Source organism: Streptomyces sp. NPDC001902, from assembly GCF_042891295.1.
GTDB lineage: Bacteria > Actinomycetota > Actinomycetes > Streptomycetales > Streptomycetaceae > Actinacidiphila.
On sequence record NZ_JBIATA010000023.1, the window covers coordinates 25,939 to 51,566 of the forward strand.

A 25,628-nucleotide genomic window follows, 5' to 3' on the forward strand; every position below is an offset into this window, starting at 1 on the left:
TGGGGTTCCCGTCAACGAGTTCAGGGCCGGTGCCGCACGAACCCGAGGTAGGCGTACGCCTCCCCCTCGCGCGGCGCCCTGGTCCAGGACCGTGTGATGAAGGTGCGGAGCCTGCCCTGGGTCAGCGCGAAGCGCGGCAACGAGAGCCCGAGTTCGGCATGGAGGGCTTCCAGCAAACGGCGTTCGCGGTCCGGCTCCGTGTCCTCGGGGCGGAACAGCCGTGCGGGGTCCAGGGCTTCGGGTATCGCGCCGGAACGCTCGATCTCCGTACCCCGCACGGTGAACGCGTAGAGCTCCTCGCCCTGTTCGGCCACCGAGAGGTGGAACGCGGTGGGGCGGGCATCCGGAGACGCGCGCTCCGGGTCGCGCCACACCACCACCGCTCGGCCTGACGACGAGGCCGCCGCGGCGGGGGACGCGAGCCGCTCACTCAGAGAACGCCGGGAGTGGCCGTCGAAGGCGAAGGCCCACGCTTCGGCGGTGCGGCCCGCGGCGACGACGGCCCGGTCCTCCCAGGGTTGCACGCCCTCCCGCTCGTGCGGCTTGGGCCCCCGCCAGGGCAACATGCGCAGCTCCGCGGGCCCGCTCAGTTCGGCACCCTCCTCGCCGATCAGCGCGGGGAGCCGGTCCGGGTCGACCCCCTGGACCCAGACACAGCGGTATCCGTCCAACCGCTGCCCGTGCACGGCAGGCTCCGTCAGCCAGCCGAGGCCCGGCGGGTCGAGATCGGGCACCGGCTCGGGAGCGGGTCCCGTCTCCCCGGCCCGTGGTGTCGCGAGGATCTCCCGCCCACGGTCCGGGGTGATCAGCGGGCCCAGGAACGGATCGGCGAGCAGGCCGATCGGAGCGATCAGCAGGGACCCGGGCGCCTCCCACACCGGCAGCGCGTCCCGCAGCACCCGCCATGCGGCGTCGGTCGCCCCCCAGCGGGCCGATTCCCGGGCCTCGGCGACGGCCCGGCCCCAAGCACCGGGAGGCGCGTAGCGATAGGTGCCATCCCGCATCGCGCTCAATAGCGTCTCGGCGGCCTTCCGGTCTGCCCCACGGGCGGTCATCATCTTGAGCCAGTGGTCGTCCCCGCCCTGGCGCCATCGGTCGCCCGCCGGTGCCATGGCCTCCACGGGCAGGATCTCGGACAGGTAGCGCGGGTCGGCCACGAGGTGGCCGTAGTCCCGGTGGCTGTGCGGAGCGAGCAGGTGGCGGAGCTGGCCCAGCAGGGCGGCGCTACGTGGTCGGCCGAATGACCGCGCCTCCTCGAGCAGCGGCAGGGCCTCCTCGTACCGCCCGCGCAGGGCCAGCAGGCGGGCCTGCTCCACTTGGCCGTCCTGGGCTCGCGTGGTCGCGTTGACGAAGTCGGGTCTCTCCGTCCGGTCGGCGTGGAAGGCGCGGTACTTGGCCTCCATGTACGCGCGGAACGACGCGTAGCGGCGGGGGTATTCACCGCTCCAGCCCTTGAACACGTAGAGCGCCCACTCGCCGTCCTGGTCACTGTCGCCCGGGTCGAGCAGGGCGTTCGACATGTCGGAGTCCGTCTCCAGCCGCAGCGCGCGTCGCCACATCCCGGCCAGCAGGGCGTCCTCCTCGCGCGGGTCGTCGCCCAGACCCTGCTCGTACAGCGGGGTCATGCCGTGCGGATCCCCGAACCAGTCGATGTCCGCGACACCGCCGAGTTGGTAGACCCCGGCCGTCTCGTCCACGTGCCACCCGTTGCTCACGGCCAGGAACTCCCGGTACGAGGGCGGCAGCCGCCGCCCCAGCCGCTGCTCGGCCGCGGCGATCGCCGTCTCGTCCGCCCCGGGCCTGCCCAGGGGCAAGGCCTGTCCGCCGTCCTCGTCCCGGTCAGCGCGCGGAACCCACTCCTCCTGCCATCGCCCGAGGAACCCGTGCCAGTTGAAAGCCTCGCCACTCATGACCGGATGGTGTCATCCGGCACCGACAACGGCGGCCCGGTGGAGGACAGTCGGCAATCGGCAGGACAACGCAGGGCGCACGGTCGCGGTCGCATAGAGTGCTTGCCGTGACCGTGCTGCATGGCACCCTCGTCGTCCTCCAGCCCACCGCCACCGAGGACATCCCCGCTCTGGCCGCGATCCGGGGCACTCCCGAGGTGCGCGCACGCTGGAACGGCGGGGATGCTCTCGAAGCGGACATCGCGGCCGACCTTGACGACCCTGACACGGCCTGTTTGACGGTCCTGCACCAGCAGCGGATCGTGGGCATGATCCAGTGGTATTCCGAGGAGGATCCGGACTACCGGCACGCGGGAATCGACCTCTTCCTCGATCCTGCGGCGCACGGCAGGGGTCTGGGCACCGACGCCGTACGCACGCTGGCCCGCCATCTCATCGACGACCTCGGCTACCACCGTCTGGTCATCGACCCGGCGGCGGACAACACCGCGGCGATCCGCTGCTACGCGAATGCCGGTTTCCGGCCGGTCGGCATCATGCGGCAGTACGAGCGTGGCCCCGACGGGACCTGGCACGACGGCCTACTGATGGACCTGGTGGCCACCGAGCTGGTGCGCTGAACGCACTCACGCATCACGGCTGGGCCGGCGGTGGGGACGTATCAGGGGAGACCGGCGGACGTCGCCGCACTGCCGACGCCAGGATGGGCGCAATGGTGGAGATCAGCTTCCTTGCCGAGTCCGGCCGCGCCTGCTGGGAGGTTCCGGTCCGCGGCAAAGACTCGTGCTTCGAGGTCGAACGCGACGACGACGCCTGCGAACGGACGGGGCGGCGTCTGCTCGACGACGAGCGGATGCGCGGTATCGCGGCCCGGCTGGACCGCACGATGGTCGGCATCGCGAATTATTTGTTCCACGCCGGCGGCAGGTACGCCGGGAAGTGCTCTCTGACGGACCTGTTCGTGGACGTGGAAGACCGGCGGTAGTGTGCGGCGACGGCCATGAGCGAGTGGGTGGCGCGGGACGCCGAGAAGCACGACTCCCCACGCCTCTACTGGAACATGCTGGAAGACGCCCCGGTTCCCGCGCGGTACGCAAGGTGGGCACGTTCCTCGCGGGGTTGATCCTCCACACCTACCGGCGTGACGCGAACCATGTCTCCACCCGGCGCTGAGGGCGAGGGGGAACAGCGGGCACGGGCGTTCGGAGCGCTCCACCGCCCGTTGTCAGTCCTCGGGCATAAGGTGTGCCGGTGATCTTCAAGAGGAAGCAGAAGTCCGCCGGCCTCGACGCCGTCGTGTCGGAGCTGGAAGAGGCCGTCGACGCTCGTGACGGTGCCCGCACCGAGGGTGCCTTCACCGCCGCGATAAACAGCCTGCAGCAGTCGACCGACCCCGAACGCGTTCCAGTGGGGCCCCGGTTGGCCGCACTGATTCCCGCCTTCCCGCCCACCGGCCCGCGCCCGCTGCTGGCGATGGCGGCCGGGTTCTGCGTCGAGAGCGGGGCCGATCCGGCGGCCTGCGCGGAGCCGATCCTCGGCGGCGTCCGGCAGGACCTGCTCGACGCACTGGAGTTCGCCCGCCGGTGGACGGGCTCCGGTGGCGCCGAGGACGAACTGCCGGAGCCCGACGAGAAGATCATCGACGATGCCCTGCTGGCCCGCCTGGGCGACGACGCGCACGAGGCCACGCGGTTGGCGCTGGCCTGGTGCTCGGTCGAGGAGTGGCAACCGCCCGCGCTGGCCGTGCTGTGCCGCAGCGCAGAGGTGCGCAACCGGCACGCGTCCGCGCTCCTCCCCGTCTGCAACGATCTGGCAGCCCTGGAGCGGCACGACCTCAAGTGCCTGGCCTACGCGCTGGCCGTCCTGGACGACGAGCACCTGGTCGTGCTGCACCGGCCCACCGGAACCGGCTTCGAGGTGCGCATCGGCGGCATCGCGGACAACTTCCAGTTGCACACGCTGCTCGCCCACGTCCTCGTCGGCGGCGGCCACGTGCCCGGCACCGCGCCTTCGGCCGAGAGCGTCCGCCTGGCCACGGACCCCAAGCCCGCCCGAGGACGCAGCGAAGCGGTCGCGACCGGGGCCTTCGAACTCCTCGCCCCGAACGGCGACCGGATCTGGAACGAGGGGCTGCCCGACGACATCCCCGTGGTGGAGGGGCGCCGCCTGCTCGTACTGGACGAGCCGATGTACCAGCGCAGTTGGAACGCCGACCGGTTCTTCCCGCTGCTCCCGGGCACGGCCGAACTCACCCGCGTCCTCCCCGCCGAGGAGACGCGGAGCTGGTTCGCCCGCACCTCATCCGGCACCGGGACCGGCCCGGCGTCCTGACCCGGTGGCGGGCGCGCTCGTGACCGCGGCTTTCACGGTGCAAGCTGGGTCCCCCTGGTGATCACACGCCAACACCTACGCGCAGTTCGGAGCGCCGACCGTACAGCAACGGTCAGTCCGCGATCACTCCGGCAGCCATTGGGAGTGAATCACCAGAAATGTCGACAAGTCGCGCGCGCATCGTGCCGAGCACGCCATACCGGGTCACCGTGGTCCTCCCCCAGCCCCCGAGGCACGGGACGAAGCCACGGTCACCGAATGGGCATGCGAGTGATGATCAAGGTGCGCTACAACTACTCGCGGGCTCGGCCGCGCAATTGCATCGCCGGGCTGATTTCGGCACAGAAGGGGTGGGACAGCATATGGATGGATTGGCGAGACGGACGAATGGCGGGCGCCGCCCAAGAAGGCTACGTGCCGTCGTGGCGGCGCTGGGTCTCACCGTAGGGCTTGTGGTGACAGCCGCCCCGGCCGCGCACGCATCCGACCAGTTGCAGGTGCGGTACGCCGGCAGCGTGAACGACGACCTTGGCACCCTGCAGGTCGTTGCGGAGTCCGGCAGTGACATCACCGCGGTCTCGGCGCACATCGTCTCGTACACCACCGGGCACGAGGTCGCCCGGGTCAAACCCAAGGACTTCACGCTCTCCTCCGGCGACCGCAAGAGCGGTGTGTGGCGCACCAAGAAGCCGCTGCAGCTGGACCAGTTCGGTGCCTACCGCGTCGACGTAGAACTGACGGACGCCGACGGCGACCACGTCTCGCAGACGTCGGCCGGCGAACTCGCCTACTACGTCGTGGCCAAGTTCGGCGCACTGACCGTCGACCGTACTGCCATCGACAGGGACCACCGCGACGTCGAGGTCAGCGGCACCCTGTACGAGCGCCGGCCCACCAGGGAACTGCTCCCGCTCGCGGGACGCCAGGTAGACCTCGATGTCGACTACTGGACCCAGTCCTCCGTGACCACGGATGCTGCTGGACGCTTCACCGGCTCGGTCCACCTCGACAACGGTGCCCCTGTTCAGGCCGTGTTCCGCGCGACCGGGGGCGAGCCCTTCGTCCTGTCCGGGGAGTCGGAACTGGTGCAGATCGGCGTCGACCAGATTCCCACGCGGTTCGTCGCCCAGGTCAGCGCCACGGACATCGACGACGGAGAGGCGGTCACGCTGACCGCCAAGGTCGAACAGCACACGGCGGAGGGCTGGGTGCCCCTGGCCGGGGAGTCCGGTGGCATCCTCTTCGGGCCGAAGGAGGGCAGGACCGACACCGTAGGGGGCTTCACGACCAAAGACGACGGAACCTTCTCGGTCACCTACACGCCATGGGACGGCGGATACTTCCAGCTCGCGCTGGACACCACGGAAGACCCCTTCCTTCAGCCGTCCACCGGCCTGAGCGACCTGGTACACGTTCACCACGGCGCGGTGTTCACCGACTTTTCGTCGCTGCGGACCGACGAGCGGACCGTGCACGCGGAGGGCCACATGGACTTCACCGACGGCTTCACCCCGGGCACGGTCCTGGTCACCGTGCAGCGCTCGTCCGACGGCCTGGACTGGTCGGACCTGACCACCGTCGAGGCACGGTGGGACGGCACCGGGTATTACTTCTCCGCGGACCTCGAGGGCAGCGGAGAAGCCCGCTACCGGGCCGCCTACGAAGGCGGTGACGGCTTCCAGGACGCTGTCACCGACAGTGTGCTCGCGGCGGATGAGCAGGTGGCCCCGTACGGTGAACCGTCCGTACGGGGCCGGCCGGCAGCGTGTACGGCTGCGGCGGGGTCCGCCCTGCGGCCGACCCGGCAGCGCAGTCCGGGGCGGCGCTCGCCAACCGTTCTCGCTCAACTAGCGCTACAGCCGCAAGAGTTCACCGGGTTCCAGGCTGCGAGGTCGTGAGGAGGCCTCCGCCCCAGAAGATGCCCCACTTTCTGGTTCCTCGGTTCGAACTGGTCATTCGTTGGATCAGCTGGACCCAGGGGTTCTGGGTATGGCTGTCAGCGGACCGCCGCGAGACGGCTGGAACCGATCCGATGCCCCGGGAACCGGTACCCAGCGTGGAGTCCAGGCCCCCCACCGCGAGGGTGGGGAGCCTGGACAGGCAACGCTACGAACACCCTGGGACACAAGGCGCCCCACGACGGTACAACCGCCCCGCCGTCAGCTCCGTGCATCGCCGCACCCGCGCAGAGTCCCTTTCAAAGGGCAGTCGGGGGTCCTCATGGCGGCGCTGCTTCGCCTGGGCTGCGGTCACGGCCAGGTCGCTGAGCCGCGGGCAGGACAGCGAGTCAAGGCGGTCACTTCGCCGCCGGGTTGCCCTGGGCGAGGCGGGAGATGTGGTCCCACTGCTCCAGCCCCGCGAGCCGGCCGGCGAATTCCGTGCGCAGCGCATCGAGGCCGCCTGCACCGAACAGCACCCGCAGCGGCGGCTTCGGGGCGTCGGCCACCGCCAGCAGCGCCGCCGAGGTCGCGGCCGGATCACCCGGGACGAAACCGCTCGCTCTCGCACCGGCGTACAAAGCCTCCCGGGCGTGGGTGTAGGCCGGGTTCGGCTGCGACTGCGGGGAGGACGCGGCCAGGCCGGTGGGGAACATGATCGGCTCGATCAATGTGACGTGGATGCCGTACACCTCGACCTCGGCGGCCAGGGACTGGCTCATGGCTTCCAGGGCCCACTTGGAGGCCTGGTAGATGCCCAGCGCCGGGTAGGCAACCAGCCCGCCGATCGAGGAGACCTGCAGGATCCGGCCGGAGCGGCGCTCGCGCATCCCGGGCAGCACGGCCCGGGTGGTCCACAGCGCACCGAAGTAGTTGACGTCCATCTGCGCCCGGGCCTGCTCGGCACTGACCTCTTCGACCGCGCCGTGGAGCATGTGCCCGGCGTTGTTGACCAGAATGTCGATGCCACCGAACTGCTCTTCGGCGGTGTGGACCGCGGCGTCGGCGGCAGCCCGGTCGGTGACGTCGAGTTCCAGCGGCAGCAGCCGACTGCCGAAGCGGTCGGCGAGCGGCTTGAATACCGCTGCGTCGCGGGCGGTGGCGGCGACCTGGTCGCCCTGCTCGAGGACCGCCTCGGCCCAGAGCGCACCGAGCCCCCGGGAGGCGCCGGTGATAAACCATGTGCGGGCAGTAGCCATGCGATTTCTCCGTACGTGAGTCGGTGCAGCCCAGCGTCGGTCGTCCGGCGCGCGGTAGGCAGAGTGAGGTTGTCCCTGGCTACCGCGTCGCCGGGAGCACAGACTTTCGGCATGGACACCCAGCAGCTCGCCCAGTTCCTCCGCATCCGGCGCGAGGCACTCAGCCCCGCCGACGTCGGCCTGGCCGCGGCCGGGCGGCGGCGTACGCCGGGGCTGCGCAGGGAGGAGGTGGCCGGGCTCGCAGGCGTCTCGACGGACTACTACACCCGCCTCGAACAGGAGCGGGCCACGGCGACGCCGTCGGAGTCGGTGCTGCGCGCGCTGACCCGCGCGCTGCGGCTGAGCCTGGACGAACGCGACCACCTCTACCGGCTCGCCGGGCTGAACGTGCCGGACCGCCGGCGCGGCGACCGGCACGTCTCCCCGGCCCTGCTGGCCGTCCTCGACCGGCTCTACGACGTGCCCGCCCAGGTGATGACCGACCTCGGTGACACGCTGGCCCAGAACCACCTCGCCCGCGCCGTGTTCGGTGACCTCACCGGCCGCAGCGGCCCCGAGGCGAGCATCATCTACCGCTGGTTCACCGACCCCGGTACGCGCTGCGGGTATCCGGTCGAGGACCACGCCAACGAGTCGCGAGCCCTGGTCGCCGACCTGCGGGCCGCCGTCGGCCGCCGCGACGACGACCCCGCCCGCACCCTGGTCGACCGGCTGCGCAGCGGCAGCCCCGAGTTCGCCGCGCTGTGGCAACTCCACGACGTCGCCGTGATGCGGTACCGCCGCAAACGGATCCTGCACCCCGAGGTCGGCCTGCTCGATCTGGACTGCCAGTCCCTGATCGACGAGGACCGCACCCAGGTCCTCGCCCTGTTCTCGCCGGTCGCCGGTACCGCGACCGCGGAGCGGCTCACCCTGCTCGGCCTCACCAGCAGGCCGCATCCGTGAACTCGCACCCCCAAGGCCACGACATCAACCCCACCACCGGGCATCTCGGCCTGTCCGCCGACCAGGTGCTCACCACCGCCCGCGCCGTACGGCTGCATCTCGACTCCGACCAGCCGGTCTCTTGGATCCTGCGCACCGAATGCACCGAGATCGCCCAGCGGGCCCCCCACGACCACGGTGACAGCAACCGCCTTCGACCGCCCCTGCCGGCCGGCCCACGAACATCCCGGGGAGAAGGCCGCCCCCGGGGTGTCACACAACCACGGCCGCTCTGGTCGGTTACTGCGGAGCGGTCGGCAGCCCGGGGCAGAGCCCGCCGGCGTCGTGCACTGCACAAGTCTGCCGCACGCGGCTGAGGCGACGGCCTCTTGGCCACCCTGCTCCGTCGTGGTCTTCACCCCGGGACCACCCCACTTCGACGAAGGGTGACCCAACGATGACGGTACCTCCCGGTGACCTGCCCGTGCCCGAGCACGGTCTGCTCCTCACGCACTTCCTGACCGTGCGGGACGTCACGGTTTCGCGCCGCTTCTACGCCGACGTCTTCGGTGGCCAGGTCGTGATGGAGGAGAACCCGGCGATTGTCAAGATCGCCAACAGCTGGCTCATCATGAACCCAGGCGGCGGACCCACGCCCGACAAGCCGGACGTGACTCTGGAAGCGCCCCACACTGGTGACCGTGTATCCGGTTTCCTGAACGTGCGCGTCGCCGACCTCGCCGCCTTCCATGCGCACGCCGTCGCCCAGGGCGCCCGGTTCCTGACCGAACCGGTGGACCGAGGCTCGGAGCTGCGCTGCTACCTGCGCGACCCCGACGGATACCTGATCGAGGTGGGCCAGTCCACCGGCCTGCTCCGGGGAATCCTGGCCCGGTCATAGCGCAGCAGCACACCAAGGGGGGCCATCACCAACACCGGACATGGCACATCGCCCACCTCGACGGGCCTGTATGCGGCACGCGGACGGCCACCCCGGACGAGCCCGAACTCGAGCCGGTGGCACCCACTCCGGACCTCACATGGGTGTCACCGGTCGTACTGGTCGGTGTACTGCGGCCCGTCCGTCTCGGCCTTGCATCCCTCAGCGCCCGCGGGCATGCCGTGGGAGAGCACGAGGGCGTAGGACTGAGGGACGAAGTCGCAGCCCTTGCCGGACCACTGGGACGCCAGGAAGGTCCAGCCGACGGCAGCGGCAGCGAGTGTGTACTTGGTCGTGGCGTTCATACGAGATCGCGCCTCGGTTACGTAGGGTAATCGTGACCCGACTAAGGGTTATACGCAAGTATGAACGGATTGCACTCATATGCGCACCTCGACCTCAGGGGCAGGTGCACCCCAGGACAGCCAAGGCCTGTTGCCGGTACGCGGGACAGGACGGCACCGGTTCTCCGAGGAACCGGCCAGGCAGAAACCCAGCGCGGTGCTGTGCGGGTGCGGTGGCTCGAGCGTACGCTGACCCCGCCATGCGGGCGCTGGACCGGCGGGAACAGGTCCCCGGTCCGCGCCTCACCTCAGGGCAGGAGGCCCAGGTGACACCAGCCGAACTGTTCCGGTACGCCGACGGCACACTGGATGGTGATCCTTGGCCGCTCGTAAGGGAACTGGCCGTGAGCGGTGACCGCTCGGCGGCAGCGTCCGTACGGGCCGCGCTGGAAACCTGCACGCGCGAGCGCAACTGGTACGGCCGGGACCTGATGGCACATGCCTTGGCCGGCCTCTCCGGGGCCGAAGCGTTCCCGCTGCTCCTGCGGGTCTTCGCCGACGCGCTGCGCGGCGAGGACGACGATGACGGTGAACGACTGGGCATGGCGTTGAGCGCCGTCATGCGAGCCGATCGGGCCGAGTGCCGGGCCGTCATCCTCCCGGTGCTCGCCGGTGATGACCCCGACTTGCGCAGAGCCGCGCTGTGGGCGCTCCGCGACGTGTTCGAGACGCCCGACACGAGGGTACTGCGCGAGGCGCTGGCCGACCCCGATCCGGCGATCCGGCGAACCGCCCTCAACTCACTGCCGAGCGTGAACAACAACGCACAGGCATACGCGCTTGTGGTCACGGCCTTGCAGGATCCGGACTCCTGGGTACGGCACGATGCCGTGCTCCTGCTGGCCTGGTCCGCCCCTCCGGCGGCAGTCGACCACCTGGTTCCGCTTACCTCCGATCCCGCCTGGTACGTCCGTTCGGTGCTGGGCGAGGCGGTAGGGCGCAGGGCCGCGAACTCCGATCGCGCCCCGGACGCGGCTGCCGCCCTGCGTGAACTGCTCGCCGACGCCGAACCCTCCGTGCGGGCCGGGGCGGCCCGCGGCCTCGGCATGCTGGGCGTGTCGCTCGATGCCCTGCGGTCCAGGACGGACGACCCAGACTGGTGGGTACGCGCCGCTGTCGCGGGTGCCCTCGCCGCCAGTGTGCGGCACTGGCCGCCCGCACGTCCGCTACTGGCCCAACTGACCGACGACACAAATCCAACCGTGCGGGAAACAGCGACGGAAGCACTCCGCCCCTTCGAATAGCATCCGCCGAAACTCGGGCGCGTGAGGGTGCCGTCCGATGGGGTTTCGGGGTCGGCGGTCGGGGTCGTCTGCGCAATGACGCGGATGCTCGACCTTCGCGAAGGCCCGGAACAGGCACGCGCGGGCGCCACGGCGGCAACGGGAAGTAGCCCTCGGCCGGCGCGTAGACGGACAACACGTGGTCGCAGCGCGGCAGCGTCTGCCGGACGGCGAAACCGCGGCGCCGGAGTGAGCCGGAGCAGCCACCGCGCCCGCTCACCTGCTCGAGGACCCGGTCGGGCTTCGCCACACGCTCCTTCCCCGGCGGGCACTTCTACCTCGAACAGCACGCGGCACCCCTGGTCGCCGACCTGTTCGCCCGCCTCGACACGAACGCACCGCAGCCGGACCAGGGCTGACGCGCCGGACGCGCGCGAGTCTCGGTTCCGGGCGGCGGTTCAAGCCGAGGAGCGCTGCGCCCAGTCCTGGTCCAGGCGGTCGGCCAGGGCCGCGGCGGTGAAGGCGGCCTCCAAGTCCTCGCGGCCCTCGGTGAAGTGGGCCCAGCTGTCGTGGTGGACCGGGACGACACGGCGGGCGTCGAGGATCCGGGTGGCCTCGGCGGCCTGCGCGCTGTCCAGGACGATCAGGTTGCCGTCGAAGAGCATCGGAAAACGAGGTGCACCGGCGAACAGGATGGCGGTGTCCACCGGGGCGAAGCGCCCGGCGATCTCCTTGACGGCGTCGAGGGAGGCGTTGTCGCCGCTGACGTAGACCGTGGGAAGGCCCTCTCCGGTCAGGACGAAACCGACGACCTGCCCGGTGAAGGGCTCGACCTCCTCGCGCGGGCCGGGGCCGTGGATGGCGGGAACGCCGGTGACGGTGACAGTGCCGCCGCCCGGGCGCTCCAGCTCGACGGCCTCCCAGTCGGCCAGGCCCCTGGCCTTCTCCCCGAGGCGCTCGCCTCCGCTGGGGGTGGTCAGGGTGAGGGGGACGTCGGCGAGCAGGGCACGGCCGGAGGTGTCCAGGTTGTCGGGGTGCTCGTCGTGGGAGAGCAGGACCACGTCGATGGGGCCGAGATCGGCAGGGGTGCCGGTGGAGGGGGCGGTCTTGGTCAGGACCGGGCGGCCGGGCCGGCCGTAGTCGCCGGGGCCGTCGAACGTCGGGTCGGTCAAGAACCGCAGCCCGCCGTACTCGAACAAGGCGGTCGGGCCGCCGTACGTGCGGACCGGGAACTGATCGGCGTTGGGCTGGGACATCACGTCTTCCTCATTCCTCACGCAAAAGGTCTGCGTTTAACGTGACACCAGGCTAGGCAGGGCTCACGGAAAAATGCAACCGCTACCATGAGAAGCATGGACGACGCCCTGGCCACCGACACAGCGCAGAGCGCCCTGCCCCCAGCTCCGGGTGCCGACCGGCACCGCTCCCTGGACTTCGCCAACACCGCCGCCACCTTGCCCGCGGGCCAGAGCCACGACCTGCTCGCCACCCCCGGATCCGCCATGCACTGGCTCGTCGCCCACGACCTGACCACCCCGGACGTGCAGCTGTACGAGGTGTGCGCACAGCGGATGCGCGCGCTTCGCGCACACGTACGTGCCCTGTTCGCCGCCCGCGTCGACAGCACCGCCCCGCCCGAAGACTCCCTGCGCGCGGTGAACGAGGCACTCACGGCCGTACCCACCGCACCCCTCCTCGCCTGGGACGGGGCCCAGGGACTGCGCCGCATCCAGGCACACCCCACCGACCAGGCCGTCAACCACGCACTGGCGACCCTCGCCGCCGACGCCGCCGACCTGCTCACCGGTCCCGACGCCGACATCCTCGCCACCTGCGGCTCCGCCCCCTGCGACCGGTTCCTCCTGCGCACCCACGGCCGGCGCCACTGGTGCTCCATCCGCTGCGGCGACCGCGCCCGCGCCGCCCGTGCCTACGCCCGGCGCAACGGCGCCTCGGGCTGACGCGCCGCCCAGGACCTCACCCCGGGCTCGTGCCGGACCCTCATGCCCGCCCCCGCCCCCGCCCCCGCCCGCGCGACACCGCGACCGCGACCACGGCCTGTCGGGCCGCCACCCGCGGCAGGCTCGGTCGCTCCCGGCCTGGCGACCCCGGGCCCCGGTCTGACCGTCAGCAACTGAGGTCACGGACGCCCTGGACCTCCGCAACAAGAGCCTCCGTATCAGCCCCTCGGGCCTGACGGGCTCAAAGGCAAGGCCGACCGCCTCCCCCGCCGCAGAACGCACGGCAAAAGGAGGAACATGACGGCCGGCTGATGCTCGGTGAGGGTTTCCGGCGTCGTACGTCCCATGCTCAGCGGTTCGAGCAGCCGGGCCGCATCGCAGGTGAAAGTCAGGCGTTCGTACGGGGCGAGCGATCGCGGGCTGCGCTCGACCGTGGCGAGTCAGCCGTGGGGCCGGCCCTGGATCAGGAGTCGATGCGACTCCTGCAATCCCGGCGGCAGGTCGTTCGGCGATACCCACTTGGCCTCGAGGACTTCGAACGAGTCGAGCTCCAGGGAGCCGCCGATGAGCTCGGCGGCATACGCCACCTCCACGCGCAGCTTGTAGCCGCTCTTGAGGTGGACCACCTCGCCGGCCTTGACGTCCAGGCCGGTCTCCTCACGTACCTCGCGGGCGACGGTGTCGCGGAAGTCCTCACCCGCTTTGGCGTAGCCGGTGGGCAGGCCCCATTGGCGGTCTTCGGGCCACAGGCGGTGGCGCAACAGCAGCACGCGGCCCTCGGCGTCGCGGACAACGCCGGTCACGCCGACCATGTATTTGCTGTTCGTCAGCCACAGGATCCGCCACTGCAGGGGCCCCCGGATGATCCGCCACAGTCCAGCGATGATGCGCTTCACGCCATGCCTCTCGGGAGCCGGGCCGCCGATGCGTCCCGCGTAAGGGCCACGATCGCGCATGGAAGGGTGGCCTTCCAAACACGTGGCTACGTCGGCCGTGTACGCCGCAGGCCCTCTTCCCGGCCCGGCCGCGGGTGTCGTGACGGCGCCCCTCGACAGCGGCCTGCCACGCCCCGGCAAACCCCTCGGTCAGCCATTTCGACCGGGTCCGGAGATCACCCGTGCCGCGGGTCGTGTGCCTGAGCACCCCGGCACGGGGGTGCTCAGGCACACGAGGTGTCGCCGGCTGCATCAGTCGACTGGCATCACCCACACGTCGGCGATCGAGGGGTCGTAGTCGGCGCCGGTGTCCTGGAAGCGGAGCCGCACGGTGCCGTCCGACGTGCCGTCGGAGGGGTCGACCACGAACTGGTGGGTGATGGTGCCCTGGCCGCCCTCGCTTCGCCTCAGGTCGACGCTGTGCACCACCTTGCCGTCCACCTGGACGTCATAGGTCTTGCGCCGGGCACCGTCGAAGGTCTCGACGATGCGGACCACGAAGCGACCCTTGGTGGGTACGGCGGCGTCGAACTCCAGCCAGCCGCCCGGGTAGGAGGAGTGGGTGTAGCGCCGCGTCAGTCCGGCCTCGACGTTCGTTCCCGAGTGCTCCGACGCGGTCAGCCGGTGGGCGGACTCCGACGGCCCGTCACCGAGGTCGACGTGGTCGCTGGACTGCGCGGGTGGGGTGGGCAGCGAGACCGCGATCGTGCCGGTCGCCTGCTCCGCCGGCGTCGAGCCGGTCGCCACGGTGACCGTGGCCGCCTGGCCGACGACGGTGAGCGGCACCGTCACGACCGTTTGGACCGTCCTCTTCTCCCCCGGGTTCAGTTGGTAGCCGACCGGGTTCGGCGTCGGCCAGCCGTCAGGGAGGCCGAGCGTGAGCTTGCCGGACTGCACCACATCGGTGCGGTTGGTCAGCACGGTGGCGACGGTGGCCTCCTGGCCCGGGCCGACCGTGTCAGGCGTGGTGGACACACCGTCGATGGCGACGCCGGGGGCGACCGGCAGGCCCGCCGACACCGGGAGCGTCGCCGTTCCTCCCGCGTACTGGTAGGACACCGAGCCGGTGAGGTCGGCCATGGACGCCTGCGCGTTGGTCGCGACCGTGACGTCGTAGGCGTGCTTGACCGTACTGCCCGCACCTGTGGTGGACGCGTGCCGGCCCACCGGTTTCACCGTCCAGCCGCTGGGTGCCTGCAAAGACGAATCGACGCCGGTCAGCGGCCGCTTGCCGGTGTTCTTCAACGCCACGGTCACGCGGACGACATCGCCCGGGAGGATCTCGTCGGCCGGCACCTCCAGGGTGGCGACCGCGCCGACGAGGCGCGACGATGCCCGCGACAGGGTCCGCTCGATGCCGGTCAGCGCATCACGCAGTGCCGTGGCCGCCGTCTTGTCGATCGTGCCCTGCTCGGCGTACGTCTGCGTCCATCGGTCGAGGTCCGCCACGCCGGCGAGCGCACGGTGCACCGCGGCGGCGGTCAGCCGCTCGTCCGCGCCCTCGCTCTGCAGGCGCCAGGCGGCTGCGAGCTCGGTCCGCATCAGGGCGGTGCGCACCTGCAGGTGACCCTTGGCGATCTTGCCGGCACCACGCACCTGCAGCGCGTCGACATCGTCGGAGAACGACGCTGCCTGCGCCCGGGCCGCCCCCAGGTCCCCGAGCACCGGGTCGACCGCGAACGCATAGCGCCCCGAGCCGACCTCCAGCACCACGTCCCCGTCGGCCTGCTCGACGTATCTCACGTCGTCGACCTCGCTGATCGGCGTGCCGCCCTCGGTGACCGCCCAGCGGTTCGCCGCCGGGATGCGCACCTGGGCGGTGGTGTTCGCCGGCACGGTGACGTCGAGCTTCATCGTCCCGCTGGTCGTGCTCCACGCGCTGCGCACCGTGCCGTACGGCGTCTGGTGGCTGAAGTCGACGTGGTCGATGCCCTCACCGGGCTCGGGGGCGATGAGCACCTTGCGGTAGCCCGGCTCGGCCGCCGAGACGCCCGCCATGCTGCCGTACATCCACTCGCCGACCGCACCGTACGCGTAGTGGTTGAACGAGTTCATCCCCACGTCGTTGAAGGTGCCGTCGGGGTTGATGGAGTTCCACCGTTCCCAGACGGTGGTCGCGCCCTTCCCGATCTCGTAGCCCCAGGACGGGTAGTCCTTGTGCTGCAGCAGCCGGTAGGCGATGTCGGAGCGGCCCGCCTGCGTGAGCGCCGGCAGCAGTCCGTCGACGCCGAGGAAGCCGGTCGACAGGTGGTAGTCGCGGCGCTCGAGGGTCTTGACGAACTTGGCGACGACCTTGTCGCGCCGGTCGGCGGGGGCGAGGTCGTTGGTCAGGGTCAGGATGTACGAGGTCTGGCTGTCGCCCTTCACGGTGCCGTCGGCGCCGATGAACGCCGCCTGGTACGCCGACCTGATCGCCTCGTAGCGCTGCTGGTACGCCGCCGCGTCGCCGTCCCGGCCGATCGCGGCCGCCATCTGCGCGAACTCGCGGGTGCTCTTGGCGACGAACGCGGTGTCGAGCACGTCGGCCGGGGTCGCGTCGTCGAGGTTGAGCCAGTCGAGGTAGCCGCCGGCGGAGCGGATGTGGCCGGTGGAGTCGGCGTCGAGGAAGTCGACGTAACCCTTCATCATGTCGTAGTTCTCGCGGATGACGTTGGTGTCGCCGTACGCCTGCCACACCGTCCACGGCACGTGCACGCCGGAGTCCATCCAGCCTGCCGACTCGTAGCCGCCGTCGAAGCGGCCGGGGACCACGGGGGCGACGCCGGGCAGAGAACCGTTGGGCCGCTGGGTGTCCCGCAGGTCCTGCAGCCACTTGGTCAGGAAGGACTGTGCGTCCATGTTGTAGACGGCGGTGCGGGCGAAGACGTTGATGTCACCGGTCCAGCCCATCCGCTCGTCGCGCGCCGGGGTGTCCGTGGGGATCGACAGGAAGTTGCCGCGCATGCCCCAGACGATGTTGCTGTGCAACTGGTCGACCAGGTCGGAGTTGGTGTCGAGGCTGCTGGTGAGGTCACCGTCGGTGCCGACGACGACACCGACCAGGGCCTTGGCCGCGGGGGCCTCGTCGACGCCGGATATCTCGACGTACCGGAAGCCGTGGAAGGTGAACGACGGCTCGAAGGTCTCCGGCTGGTCGGTGGCGAAGGTGTAGTGGTCGGTCGCCTTCGCGGTGCGCAGGTTTGCGGTGTAGAGCGTGCCGTCGGGGTTGAGCACCTCGCCGTGCCGGATCTTCACCGTCCGTCCCGGCTTGCCCTTGAGGGTGAGGCGTACGTGGCCGACCATGTTCTGCCCGAGGTCGTAGAGGTAGACGCCGTCGGTCGGCGAGTCGATCCGCTTGGCGGTCCTGAGCTCCTGGGTGACCCGTACGTCGACCGCGGTCTGTGGTTCGAGCACGGTCGTCGGCTCGTCGCGGACCTGCGCCGCGGCCCAGTTCGCGTCGTCGAAGCCGGGCTTGTCCCAGCCGCCGACCTGCTTGGCCACCCGTGCGTCGTAGGACTCGCCGTCGAGCAGGTCGGCCTCGCGGGTCGGACCGCCGGTGGTGGTCCAGGTGCCGTCGGTACGGACGGTGGTGCTGGTGCCGTCGGTGAACTCGACCAGCATCTCGGCGATCACCGAGTTGTCCTTGCCGTAGACGTCGGTGCCGAACATGGCGACCTTGCCGCTGTACCAGCCCGGTGCGACCTCGGCGCCGAGCACGTTGGCGCCGGCGCGGACCTGCCGGGTCACGTCGTAGGTCTGGTAGTCGATGTGCTTGTCGTAAGCCGTCAGGCCGGGAGCGAGTTCGGCGTTGCCCACCCGGGCGCCGTTGAGCCGCAGTTCGTACACGCCGCGCGCCGATGCGTACACGCGTGCCCGGGCGACCTTCTTGCCGCCGAGGTCGAACTCCTTGCGCAGCAGCGGGACAGGCTCGTCGCGGCGCAGCCAGGCCTCGCCGCCCGCGCTGTCGACGCGCAGGCCGCCCGCGGTCACGGTGCCGGACGCGAAGGTGCGGTCGCCCGCCGGGAAGGCGGTGTCGACCAGGACGGTTCCGTCGTCGCTGGTGACCGTGACGTCGCGGACCAGACCGCGCTCCGCGCCGCTGGTGCGGAAGCCCATCGTGCCGGGGCCGCCGAACGTCGCATCGGTGCGCTGGTCAAGCTGCTTGCCGTCGACGGTGGTGGTGATCGTGTCGCCGTCGACGGCGATCGCGTAGTCGTGCTCGGCGGCGAAGTCGAACCCGGCCGGGAACGGTGTCGCCTTGAGGACCGAGTAGTTGCTGTTGCGCTTGACGTGCGGGCGCAGCGCGTCATCGGCGTCGCTGATCTGCCACATGTAGGCGTTCTCGGTGTCCTGACCGCGGAAGTAGACGCCGAGCGCCCCGTTGATGTCGGAGGCGGTGAACTTGATCGTGTAGTCGGTCCACTGGGCGCCCAGCGCCGGTGTGTCCGCACCGATCCACGCGGCGGTCCACGGCCGGTCGCCCAGAGCGGTGCCGAACGTGGCGGGCACGCTCCACTTGGAGACGATGCCGCGGTCGTCCCATACGCGGACGGACCAGACGTAGTCGGTGTGCGGCTGCAGCGCGGGGCCGCCGTAGCGGACGTCGACCGACTGGCGGGAGGAGACCTTGCCGCTGTCCCAGACGTCGGGCTTGTCGAGGCGGTCGGCCGAAGAGGCGACGTGTATCTCGTAGGCCCGCTGCGTGACGCCGCGGCGCTCGGAGCCGAGCTGCCAGCCCAGGGTCGGCGTCGCCAACGGGATACCGAGCGGGTCGTCGAGGGCGTTGACCGTCAAACCGCCGACGCTCGTTGCAGCGGCGGCGGGGGCGGTGGAGGCGGTGGGTGGACTCGCTGCCGTCGCCGTCGCGGGTGCCGCCACGACGAAGACTGATGCAGCGACCACCGCGGTGATCTGCTGACGCACGGGTGCTCCTCAAGAAAGATACTGAAACGCTTCAATGACACCCTGGCGGCCATCACCCCTCCGTGGCAACGGGTTGGACAGATTTGATGGGACGGATTCCAGAGATCAATGAATCGGTTTAAGACGATGGGACCATTGCGTCCACGTGGCGGCGGGTTGGCCCGGTGGCCCGGCCCACGAGGCCGTCGCCCACGCCGAGGCGGGTCTTCGAAGTCCTGCTGTCGGGGAGGCAGCCCGGTCCGGAAAGGCTCGTTCACGGGCGTTGATGTACACCAGCGCAGCACAGCACCCGGCAGGCCCGCCCTGGAAACCCGGCGGGCCGCCGACCGGCCACTCGGGTGCGGCAGGCTTCCACCTCACTCGGCGGACCGGCCCGGGCTCAGCGCCAAAATCCTGGGTGCCCGCCGCGAACTGCCCGGCGCCCGGGCGTGCCTTGAGGCAGTGGGCGAGGGTGTGGCGATGCGGCCCGGCCGGGTCTGCCCGTCGGCAAGCTATCGAGAATTGAGACAGGGGCGTGATCCTTCGTTCGGTGGGGTGGGGCGGCCGGTCTGAGTGCTCGCTGACCGTGTGGCGGTCCGGTCGTTCCCGGCGGGTGTCAGTGGGTTCTGCGATCGTGCCTGTCGTGGATGAACTCGTGGAACGCGTTGACGCTCAGGACCGTGTGCTGGGGGTGGTCAGTCGGCGGGACGCCGTTCGGGAGGGCTGGCTGCACCGGGTTGGCGTGGTGGTGTGCCGCGACGGGCAAGGTCGTTTTCTCGTGCATCGGCGGGCCGCGCACCTGTCCCGTTTCCCAGGGCACCATGAACTCGGGGTCGGGGGTGCTGCGGGAGTCGGCGAGTCCTATGAACAGGCAGCTGCCCGCGAGCTCAGCGAGGAGCTGGGAGTGCGGGCGACAGCGTGCCTTCGGTTCAAGTTCCTCAACCGGGGCGGGCTCAGCCCTCACTGGCTTGCGGTCTGTGACGCCGTGCTTCCGGAGATCGTCGCCCCTGATCCGGAAGAGGTGGCCTGGCACGGGTGGCTGACGGAGTCCGAGCTGCGGCGGGCTCTGCGGCAGTGGACCTTCACTCCTGATAGCCAGGCGATTCTCGATCGATATCTCGCCTGTCGTGCCGCACCGGCTTCTGCGCAGGAACGGTGCTCATGAGCTGGGCCAGTGGGAGCCCGACCGATATTCGCTGTGAACTGCAGCCACGAGTAGGCCAGTTGATGCTCGGCGACCATGGGGAACGTGTCCCGCGGGATCGAGTGCCATGACGGTGGACGAGACCCGTCTGATGCCACATAAGGCAGACGTACCGGGTGAACACGGGTGACGGCCGTCGCCGGCAGACCCGGTACGCGGAGGGAAACTGACGCACCGGCGCCTCCGGGCCGACAAGGGCCGGCTACCCCCGCACCGGCAGGGACGTCGGCGGCAGCCGTTGCCGCGCTGACGCCGGCCGGCGCCCACACGCTGCGATGTCAGTCCCCCGCACTACACTCACCGCGCGTGGCTCCCCCTGCAAACCGCGCTGCCGCGGAAGACGACGCATCCCTGAACAGGCTGTATACCCCGGTCGTGGGGAGCCGGAGGCTTCTGGGATCTTGTCCGGGGGCGGCGACGTCACACGACGCGCCCACCACTTACGCTACGTGACGCGTGGTCACCACCAGGGCAGCCGACAGGCCGCGGCCCAGCCGCGAACAGCAGGTCGCCGAACTCCCGGTGGGGCTACACGAAGAAAGGGAAAGACTGTGAACACCAGCAAGGTTACGGCCCGGCGTCTGACGGCCGAGGAGGTCTCAGAACTGGGCCTCAAGGACGAGATCTTCGTCTCGGCAGCCACGGATGATCTCCCCCTCGGCTGCTACGCGCCGGCATCCCTCACGAAGTCGGGCAAGAATTTCGAGGGCGGATCCTTCACCGCACGGACGGTCTTCGGCGAGGAAGTCCACATCCTCCCCGACGACGCCGAGCAGCCCGGGATATGGGTTGCCGACGAGGCCGGAGAGGAAATCGAGGTCCTGGCCAGTGCCGGCGTCCTGCTGAACCTCGCCCTCTTCGTGCCCGGCGGCAACACCGCATCCCTCGAATCGCTCTACGCCGCCGCACGGGAGGCGTTCGGCGCGGGAATCGTCCAGCGCTGGAACGAGGAAGTCGTCGCGGTGCCGGACGTCAAGGTCGACCTGTTCGAAGAGCCCGCCCGCGGGCGCAAGGGCACGACCGGCCAGAACCGGGACCGCCGCGCCCTGGACATCTACCCCACCCGGGTGCGGTTCATGGAAGCCAGCGCCGGCTGGAAGTTCGTCCTCGAACTCCACCAGGAACACGTCGACGAGACACCCACCATCTGAACCGGCGACGGCCCACCCCGCACGCCGGCGGCACCACGCCCCCTCCACACCGGAGGGGGCCCCCGCCGCACCCAACACACCAGGCGCCGCGCCCATCCCGGTTCCAGATGGGACCAGGGCCTGCCCTCCCGGCCCGCGCCGGGAACGGGGCACGTGCCGTGTGGGGCGGCCCGGACGACCGGGCCGCCCCAGGGTTCAGGAGGTGACGGCGGCGGGCCTGGGCAGCAGGACGCCGTCGACGTACAGGTCGACGTGCTCGTTGTAGAACGCGACCAGGCCCGCGATGCGATTGGCCTGAATGGTCGGGAAGTCGTACGCCCAGGCGATGTCCTGCTGCGGGTCACGGTCGCTGTCGAAGGACCAGTAGGCGCTCGTGGTCCCCTTGTAGGGGCATCGCGATACCGTTTCCGAGGCCTTCAGCCGGGCCCAGTCGACGTACATGCGCTCCACGTAGTAGCGGGTCGGCAGGCCGGTCTCGAACAACTTCACGCAATTGGGCGCCTCGGCCAGCACCACCCCGTCCAGCTCGACCCGCACACTGCTGGACGAACGCAGAGCGTCCACCCGCGAATACGGACTCCGCGGGTGGACGAAGACCGGTTCGTCCTCCTCGAACCAGGAGTCCAGCGCCTCCCACTCGAACCGCACCTGGCCGCGCAACGGCCCAGGGGCACCCTCGTCCCACACCCACGCCGCACCCTCGCGGACCTGCGAACCCACCCGCAGCGCGTGCCGGCGTGCGGGACCGGCGCCGTGATGCTCCGTGTGATGCTCATCGACGAGCACGCCGTCGACCAGGTCCTCCACCGGGATACTGAACTGCGGGTAGGCCCGCCACTCCCACACGTACAGCGCACGACGCGTGTCGAACACCACGCGGCTTCCCACCACGCCCCGGACCCTGCGCGGCACCGGCTCGACATGCCCCACCGGGACAATCAGGCTCGGATGCGCAACACTCTCACTTGCCATAATGCCGACCTCGGTTCTCTCGTTCGTCTTGCATGCATCGCCCCGCGGCAGAGGCCGCCCGTGGTCGAGGTCGAGGTCGAGTCCTGCGCTGGTGACACCGCCTCGCACCTCTCCACATCCCCTACCGTCGCGGAGGCGGCCCCGCCCACGGGCGGCGCAGTCGCCCTACCGGGCAAGCAGCGGCCACGCACGTCCTCTCGAGCACAGACCGGCGATGCACGGGAAACGTGACAAGCCCGGAGGGGCCGGCTCGAAGCGGGGACCCTGCCGATCCCGCCACCCCGTCCGGCATTCTGGAGCGGTGAGCACACCCGCAACGCCTTCACTCGGTTTGGTTCCCAGCCCTGGAGACACGTCATGGGGGCCGGAGTGGGTCCCGCTCGATGCCTTCCGCGAGCCCACGGTGGTTGAGGAGCTCACCCCGTCTGCCTTCATCTGGGACAACTTCAAGGTCGACGTCAGCCTCAGGATCGGCAATGGCGACTTCTCCGACGCCGCGGCCTCCGTCTGCGTTCTGGATTTTGTCCTCATGCTTCACGCCGCGAGGGTCACGCTCCGCGAGGACGGGCTCGCGGTGTTTGAACTGTCCGATCGACAGGGCGAATGGCGCTTCACTCGGGGCAAGGAACTCATCGGGTTGCGCACCCGATACGCCACCCGGGAGGGCTGGCGCTTCCGCCCCGCAGAGGGGCACTGCCCGGCGGGTGAGTTCGACAGCCTGGTGGAGCAGTCACTGAAGGACGCTCTCGCTCTGATGTTCTCGAGGCAACCCGTGACACGACGGAACCCCTATCTGCAGGCACTCGCATGCAGCGGCTTCGACGCTGCCTGAACGACCCTGTCGTACCGGTGACTGGGCACGTTCATCCGTGCGTGCCCGAGCAGTTTCCAGAGAGCCGGGCCGGCTCTGCACGCACGCCTGCCACCGGCTCGCCCGCCGCAGCAGTCCCCGCCGTCGGGAGGGCTGTCTATCCCTGGTCCGGACGCGGCGGGGCGGTCGCGTCGGGGCTGGTGCCGGGCCTGGTGTGGAGGACGTCGCGGGCCTGCTCGGCAGCGCGGGTGATGCTTTCGCTGATGAAGTCCAGGAAACGGGCGATGTTCTCCAGCCGGGCGGCGGCAGGCGTGTCGGCGCCGAGAACGGCAACACCCTGACGAGCGGTCGCCACCAGCTGGTCGTTGGCCCGGGCGCTGGCGATCGTCGCCTGGTAGAACAGCTCGTCATCGACGACATAGCGGTCCCGGCGGCGCTCGTCGCGCTCGCGGCGCACCAGGCTCTGGCTCTCCAGGAACGCGATCGCCTTGGAGATGGACGCCGGGCTGACCTGGAGGCGCTGGGCGAGTTCCGACGCGGTCAGGCTGCCCGCATCGGTGGTGAACAGACACGTCAGCACTCGGGCCGACATCTTGCTCAGCCCGGAACCCATCAGCACGGTGGTGAACGTCTCCTCGTACTCCGCCACCGCCTCCGCATCCCGCCCGTGCGGCTGAAGACCCGGCTGCGCCCCCCGCGCCGAGGCGGGCCTGCGCCGGTGGGCGCGGCGTTCGGTGGCCCGGTGGGCCAGATCGGCGCGGTAGGCGGTGGGGCCGCCGTTGCGCATCACCTCCCGCGTGACCGTCGACGTCGGACGGTCCAGACGCCGGGCGATCTCGGCGTAGGGGAGGCTGTCGGCCAGTCCCAGCGCGATCTGCTGACGTTCGGTCTGGGTGAGCCTGCCGCCCGGCATCGCGGTCTCCCTCGGTGATCCTGCGTGATGGTCCCTGACGCCCGACACTATAGCGTTCACCCCACAGCCATTGCAATGATCGCAGCGATGGGCGTTGCGTTCTCGACAGAGCCGTTGCAACAGTTTCCACGCATCTACCTGCACTTATAAGGAAGTTGCGCAACGAGCTTGTTGCCACGAACTGGAAAGCAACGTAGCGTTTCCGGTGTCAGAAACAACGAGCGAACACGGGAGACCACGATGCGCACCTTCGACACCCCCGCCCCGATCTCCGCCGTCCTGGACGTCCCCGCCGGACGCATCCAGTTCATCGCCGCCGACCGCACCGACACCACCGTCGAGGTCCTGCCCGCCAACCCCGCCAAGAACAGCGACGTCCAGGCCGCCGAGCAGACCACCGTCACCTACGCCGACGGCGTCCTGCAGATCCGCAGCACCCAGACCGGCAACCGGCTCTTCGGGCCCTCCGGGTCCCTGGAGGTCACCGTCCAGTTGCCCGCCGGCTCCCGCGTCCAGGCCAAGGCCGCAAGCGCCGAACTGCGCGGCGTCGGACGCCTCGGCGACATCGACTTCGACGGCGCCTACCGCCAGATCAAGATCGACGAGGCCGCCGGCGTCCGCCTCACCGCCACCGACGGCGACGTCGCGATCGGCCGGCTCACCGGCTCCGCCAAGATCAGCACCCAACGCGGCGACATCCGCATCACCTCGGCCCTGCGCGGCACCGTCGAGCTGCACACCCAGTCCGGCGACATCACCATCGCAGCCGCCGCCGGAGTCTCGGCCACCCTGGACGCCGGCACCGGCCACGGCCGCATCAGCAACGCCCTGAAGAACAACGGAACCCCCGACCTCGACATCCAGGCCACCACCCCCCACGGCAACATCACCGCCCGCAGCCTGTAAGCAGCACAGCACCACCCGGGGGGCAGGCGCCGAAGAAGTCCCGCACGGCGGGCCACCAGGCCGCCCCGCCCCCCGCCCTCGGGGCCCTGCGACCCACGTCGCGTGCCCCCAAATGGCCACACCCCACGCCTCACACCACGCCCTCACACCACCAAGGCGGAAAAGACATGACCAAGAACAGCACTCCCCCGGCCGGCTCCCCGTGGAGCGGCATGGTGCCCGTCGACGACACCGCCCTGGCCGTCACCGACACCGGCGGCCCCGGCACCCCCGTCGTCTACCTCAACGGCCAGTTCGCCACCCAGGGCTACTGGCGCCGGGTCATCACCGAACTCGGCTCCGGGTGGCGGCACATCACCTACGACGAACGCGCCCGCGGCAGAAAATCGAAGCGCTCGGCGGACTACTCCTTCGAAGCCGCCGTCCGTGACGTCGACGCCGTCCTCGCCGCCAGGAACGTGGACCAGGCACTGCTGGTGGGCTGGTCCTACGGAGCCGTCGTCGCCGCCCACTGGGCCCACCGCAACCCCGACCGCAGCCTGGGCGCAGTCCTCGTTGACGGCGCCTTCCCCCACGACTGGCTGGATGAGGCCATGGAACAACGCATCCGCACCTTGTTCCGCCGCATGAGCTGGATCACCCCGCTCCTGCGCCCCACCGGTCTGACCCCCCGCATGACCGCCCACCAGATGGCCGACAGCAACATCGAACTCGGCCGGCTCTCCCGCGAACGCGAACTCGGCCCCGTCCTGGACGCCATCACCGTCCCCGTCCGCTACGTCGTCGCCTCCGGAACCTCCCTGGGAAGCCGCGGGGACGAGCAGGAACGCATACGTACCAGCCTCGAGGCCGTCATCACCCGCAACCCCGACATCCGCATCAGTGCGAAGGTCGCCAGCAACCACGGTGCCATCCTCAAGAAGGACGCCCCTGCCATCGCCCACGCCGTACACGAAGCCGCCGGCCTGAACCGTGCCGAACACTGACCACACCACCACGACAGGGCCGCGACCGGCACCCGGTCACCACGGTGACCGGCCCGCGCGGCGGCGACAGCGAAGCAGGCGCGAGCCAGGCGCCTGCTTC

Annotated in this window: 21 protein-coding genes; 13 read left to right on the forward strand and 8 right to left on the reverse strand. The window is 70.3% G+C overall.

What is annotated here, in order from left to right:
• Window positions 1–20 precede the first annotated feature (20 nt).
• Window positions 21–1,910: an SMI1/KNR4 family protein gene (locus ACFYYN_RS30710; protein ID WP_500548338.1), complete on the reverse strand. Its 1,890-nt coding sequence runs from the start codon at window positions 1,908–1,910 to the stop codon at window positions 21–23.
• A gap of 113 nt (window positions 1,911–2,023) precedes the next feature.
• Here ACFYYN_RS30710 and ACFYYN_RS30715 point away from each other — a divergent pair, with 113 nt between their 5' ends.
• From ACFYYN_RS30715 to ACFYYN_RS30730, 4 genes are all read left to right on the forward strand, one after another.
• On the forward strand, window positions 2,024–2,530 hold the full coding sequence (locus ACFYYN_RS30715) for a GNAT family N-acetyltransferase (protein WP_500548438.1): 507 nt from the start codon (window positions 2,024–2,026) through the stop codon (window positions 2,528–2,530).
• A gap of 92 nt (window positions 2,531–2,622) precedes the next feature.
• Entirely contained in the window at window positions 2,623–2,895 is a 273-nt protein-coding gene (locus tag ACFYYN_RS30720; RefSeq protein WP_500548339.1) for a hypothetical protein, read from the forward strand.
• A 266-nt stretch (window positions 2,896–3,161) separates the two neighbouring features.
• Window positions 3,162–4,241 (forward strand): hypothetical protein, encoded by a 1,080-nt coding sequence (locus tag ACFYYN_RS30725; RefSeq protein ID WP_500548340.1) that lies wholly within the window; start codon window positions 3,162–3,164, stop codon window positions 4,239–4,241.
• Between the two features lie 515 nt (window positions 4,242–4,756).
• Window positions 4,757–6,139, forward strand: a complete 1,383-nt coding sequence (locus ACFYYN_RS30730) for a hypothetical protein (protein ID WP_500548341.1) — start codon at window positions 4,757–4,759, stop codon at window positions 6,137–6,139.
• A gap of 398 nt (window positions 6,140–6,537) precedes the next feature.
• Here the strand turns inward: ACFYYN_RS30730 and ACFYYN_RS30735 are convergent, their stop codons facing one another.
• Complete coding sequence (locus ACFYYN_RS30735) at window positions 6,538–7,377, reverse strand: SDR family NAD(P)-dependent oxidoreductase (protein ID WP_500548342.1); 840 nt, start codon at window positions 7,375–7,377, stop codon at window positions 6,538–6,540.
• Window positions 7,378–7,488: 111 nt separating this feature from the next.
• On the opposite strand from ACFYYN_RS30735, the gene ACFYYN_RS30740 reads away from it, so the two are divergent.
• Together ACFYYN_RS30740 and ACFYYN_RS30745 are read left to right on the forward strand one after the other, a co-directional pair.
• Entirely contained in the window at window positions 7,489–8,322 is an 834-nt protein-coding gene (locus tag ACFYYN_RS30740) for a helix-turn-helix transcriptional regulator (protein WP_500548343.1), read from the forward strand.
• 436 nt (window positions 8,323–8,758) lie between these two features.
• Window positions 8,759–9,202 carry a VOC family protein gene (locus ACFYYN_RS30745; protein ID WP_500548344.1) on the forward strand — a complete coding sequence of 148 codons (444 nt, stop codon included), beginning with the start codon at window positions 8,759–8,761 and terminating at the stop codon, window positions 9,200–9,202.
• Between the two features lie 146 nt (window positions 9,203–9,348).
• Here ACFYYN_RS30745 and ACFYYN_RS30750 read toward each other — a convergent pair whose 3' ends face one another.
• Complete coding sequence (locus ACFYYN_RS30750) at window positions 9,349–9,546, reverse strand: hypothetical protein (RefSeq protein WP_500548345.1); 198 nt, start codon at window positions 9,544–9,546, stop codon at window positions 9,349–9,351.
• Between the two features lie 239 nt (window positions 9,547–9,785).
• On the opposite strand from ACFYYN_RS30750, the gene ACFYYN_RS30755 reads away from it, so the two are divergent.
• Window positions 9,786–10,829: a HEAT repeat domain-containing protein gene (locus ACFYYN_RS30755; protein WP_500548346.1), complete on the forward strand. Its 1,044-nt coding sequence runs from the start codon at window positions 9,786–9,788 to the stop codon at window positions 10,827–10,829.
• 437 nt (window positions 10,830–11,266) lie between these two features.
• On the opposite strand, the gene ACFYYN_RS30760 is transcribed toward ACFYYN_RS30755, so the two are convergent.
• Complete coding sequence (locus ACFYYN_RS30760) at window positions 11,267–12,064, reverse strand: MBL fold metallo-hydrolase (RefSeq protein ID WP_500548347.1); 798 nt, start codon at window positions 12,062–12,064, stop codon at window positions 11,267–11,269.
• Window positions 12,065–12,151: 87 nt separating this feature from the next.
• Between ACFYYN_RS30760 and ACFYYN_RS30765 the strand changes: the two genes are divergently transcribed.
• On the forward strand, window positions 12,152–12,769 hold the full coding sequence (locus tag ACFYYN_RS30765; protein WP_500548348.1) for an ABATE domain-containing protein: 618 nt from the start codon (window positions 12,152–12,154) through the stop codon (window positions 12,767–12,769).
• A 440-nt stretch (window positions 12,770–13,209) separates the two neighbouring features.
• Here ACFYYN_RS30765 and ACFYYN_RS30770 read toward each other — a convergent pair whose 3' ends face one another.
• Both ACFYYN_RS30770 and ACFYYN_RS30775 read right to left on the reverse strand, forming a co-directional pair.
• Window positions 13,210–13,665: an NUDIX hydrolase gene (locus ACFYYN_RS30770; RefSeq protein ID WP_500548349.1), complete on the reverse strand. Its 456-nt coding sequence runs from the start codon at window positions 13,663–13,665 to the stop codon at window positions 13,210–13,212.
• Window positions 13,666–13,956: 291 nt separating this feature from the next.
• Complete coding sequence (locus ACFYYN_RS30775; protein WP_500548350.1) at window positions 13,957–18,606, reverse strand: family 78 glycoside hydrolase catalytic domain; 4,650 nt, start codon at window positions 18,604–18,606, stop codon at window positions 13,957–13,959.
• Window positions 18,607–19,228: 622 nt separating this feature from the next.
• On the opposite strand from ACFYYN_RS30775, the gene ACFYYN_RS30780 reads away from it, so the two are divergent.
• Together ACFYYN_RS30780 and ACFYYN_RS30785 are read left to right on the forward strand one after the other, a co-directional pair.
• Complete coding sequence (locus tag ACFYYN_RS30780; RefSeq protein WP_500548351.1) at window positions 19,229–19,750, forward strand: NUDIX domain-containing protein; 522 nt, start codon at window positions 19,229–19,231, stop codon at window positions 19,748–19,750.
• Window positions 19,751–20,340: 590 nt separating this feature from the next.
• Window positions 20,341–20,940, forward strand: a complete 600-nt coding sequence (locus ACFYYN_RS30785) for a hypothetical protein (protein WP_500548352.1) — start codon at window positions 20,341–20,343, stop codon at window positions 20,938–20,940.
• A 195-nt stretch (window positions 20,941–21,135) separates the two neighbouring features.
• On the opposite strand, the gene ACFYYN_RS30790 is transcribed toward ACFYYN_RS30785, so the two are convergent.
• Window positions 21,136–21,912: a DUF427 domain-containing protein gene (locus ACFYYN_RS30790; protein WP_500548353.1), complete on the reverse strand. Its 777-nt coding sequence runs from the start codon at window positions 21,910–21,912 to the stop codon at window positions 21,136–21,138.
• 301 nt (window positions 21,913–22,213) lie between these two features.
• On the opposite strand from ACFYYN_RS30790, the gene ACFYYN_RS30795 reads away from it, so the two are divergent.
• The gene (locus ACFYYN_RS30795; RefSeq protein WP_500548354.1) at window positions 22,214–22,744 is read left to right on the forward strand and encodes a hypothetical protein; all 531 of its coding nucleotides are present in this window, start codon (window positions 22,214–22,216) and stop codon (window positions 22,742–22,744) included.
• Window positions 22,745–22,880: 136 nt separating this feature from the next.
• Here ACFYYN_RS30795 and ACFYYN_RS30800 read toward each other — a convergent pair whose 3' ends face one another.
• Entirely contained in the window at window positions 22,881–23,636 is a 756-nt protein-coding gene (locus ACFYYN_RS30800; RefSeq protein WP_500548355.1) for a helix-turn-helix domain-containing protein, read from the reverse strand.
• A gap of 240 nt (window positions 23,637–23,876) precedes the next feature.
• On the opposite strand from ACFYYN_RS30800, the gene ACFYYN_RS30805 reads away from it, so the two are divergent.
• A complete protein-coding gene (locus ACFYYN_RS30805) occupies window positions 23,877–24,542 on the forward strand; it encodes a DUF4097 family beta strand repeat-containing protein (RefSeq protein ID WP_500548356.1) in 666 nt (221 codons plus the stop codon).
• Between the two features lie 167 nt (window positions 24,543–24,709).
• Entirely contained in the window at window positions 24,710–25,528 is an 819-nt protein-coding gene (locus ACFYYN_RS30810; RefSeq protein WP_500548357.1) for an alpha/beta fold hydrolase, read from the forward strand.
• The last annotated feature ends 100 nt before the right edge of the window (window positions 25,529–25,628 follow it).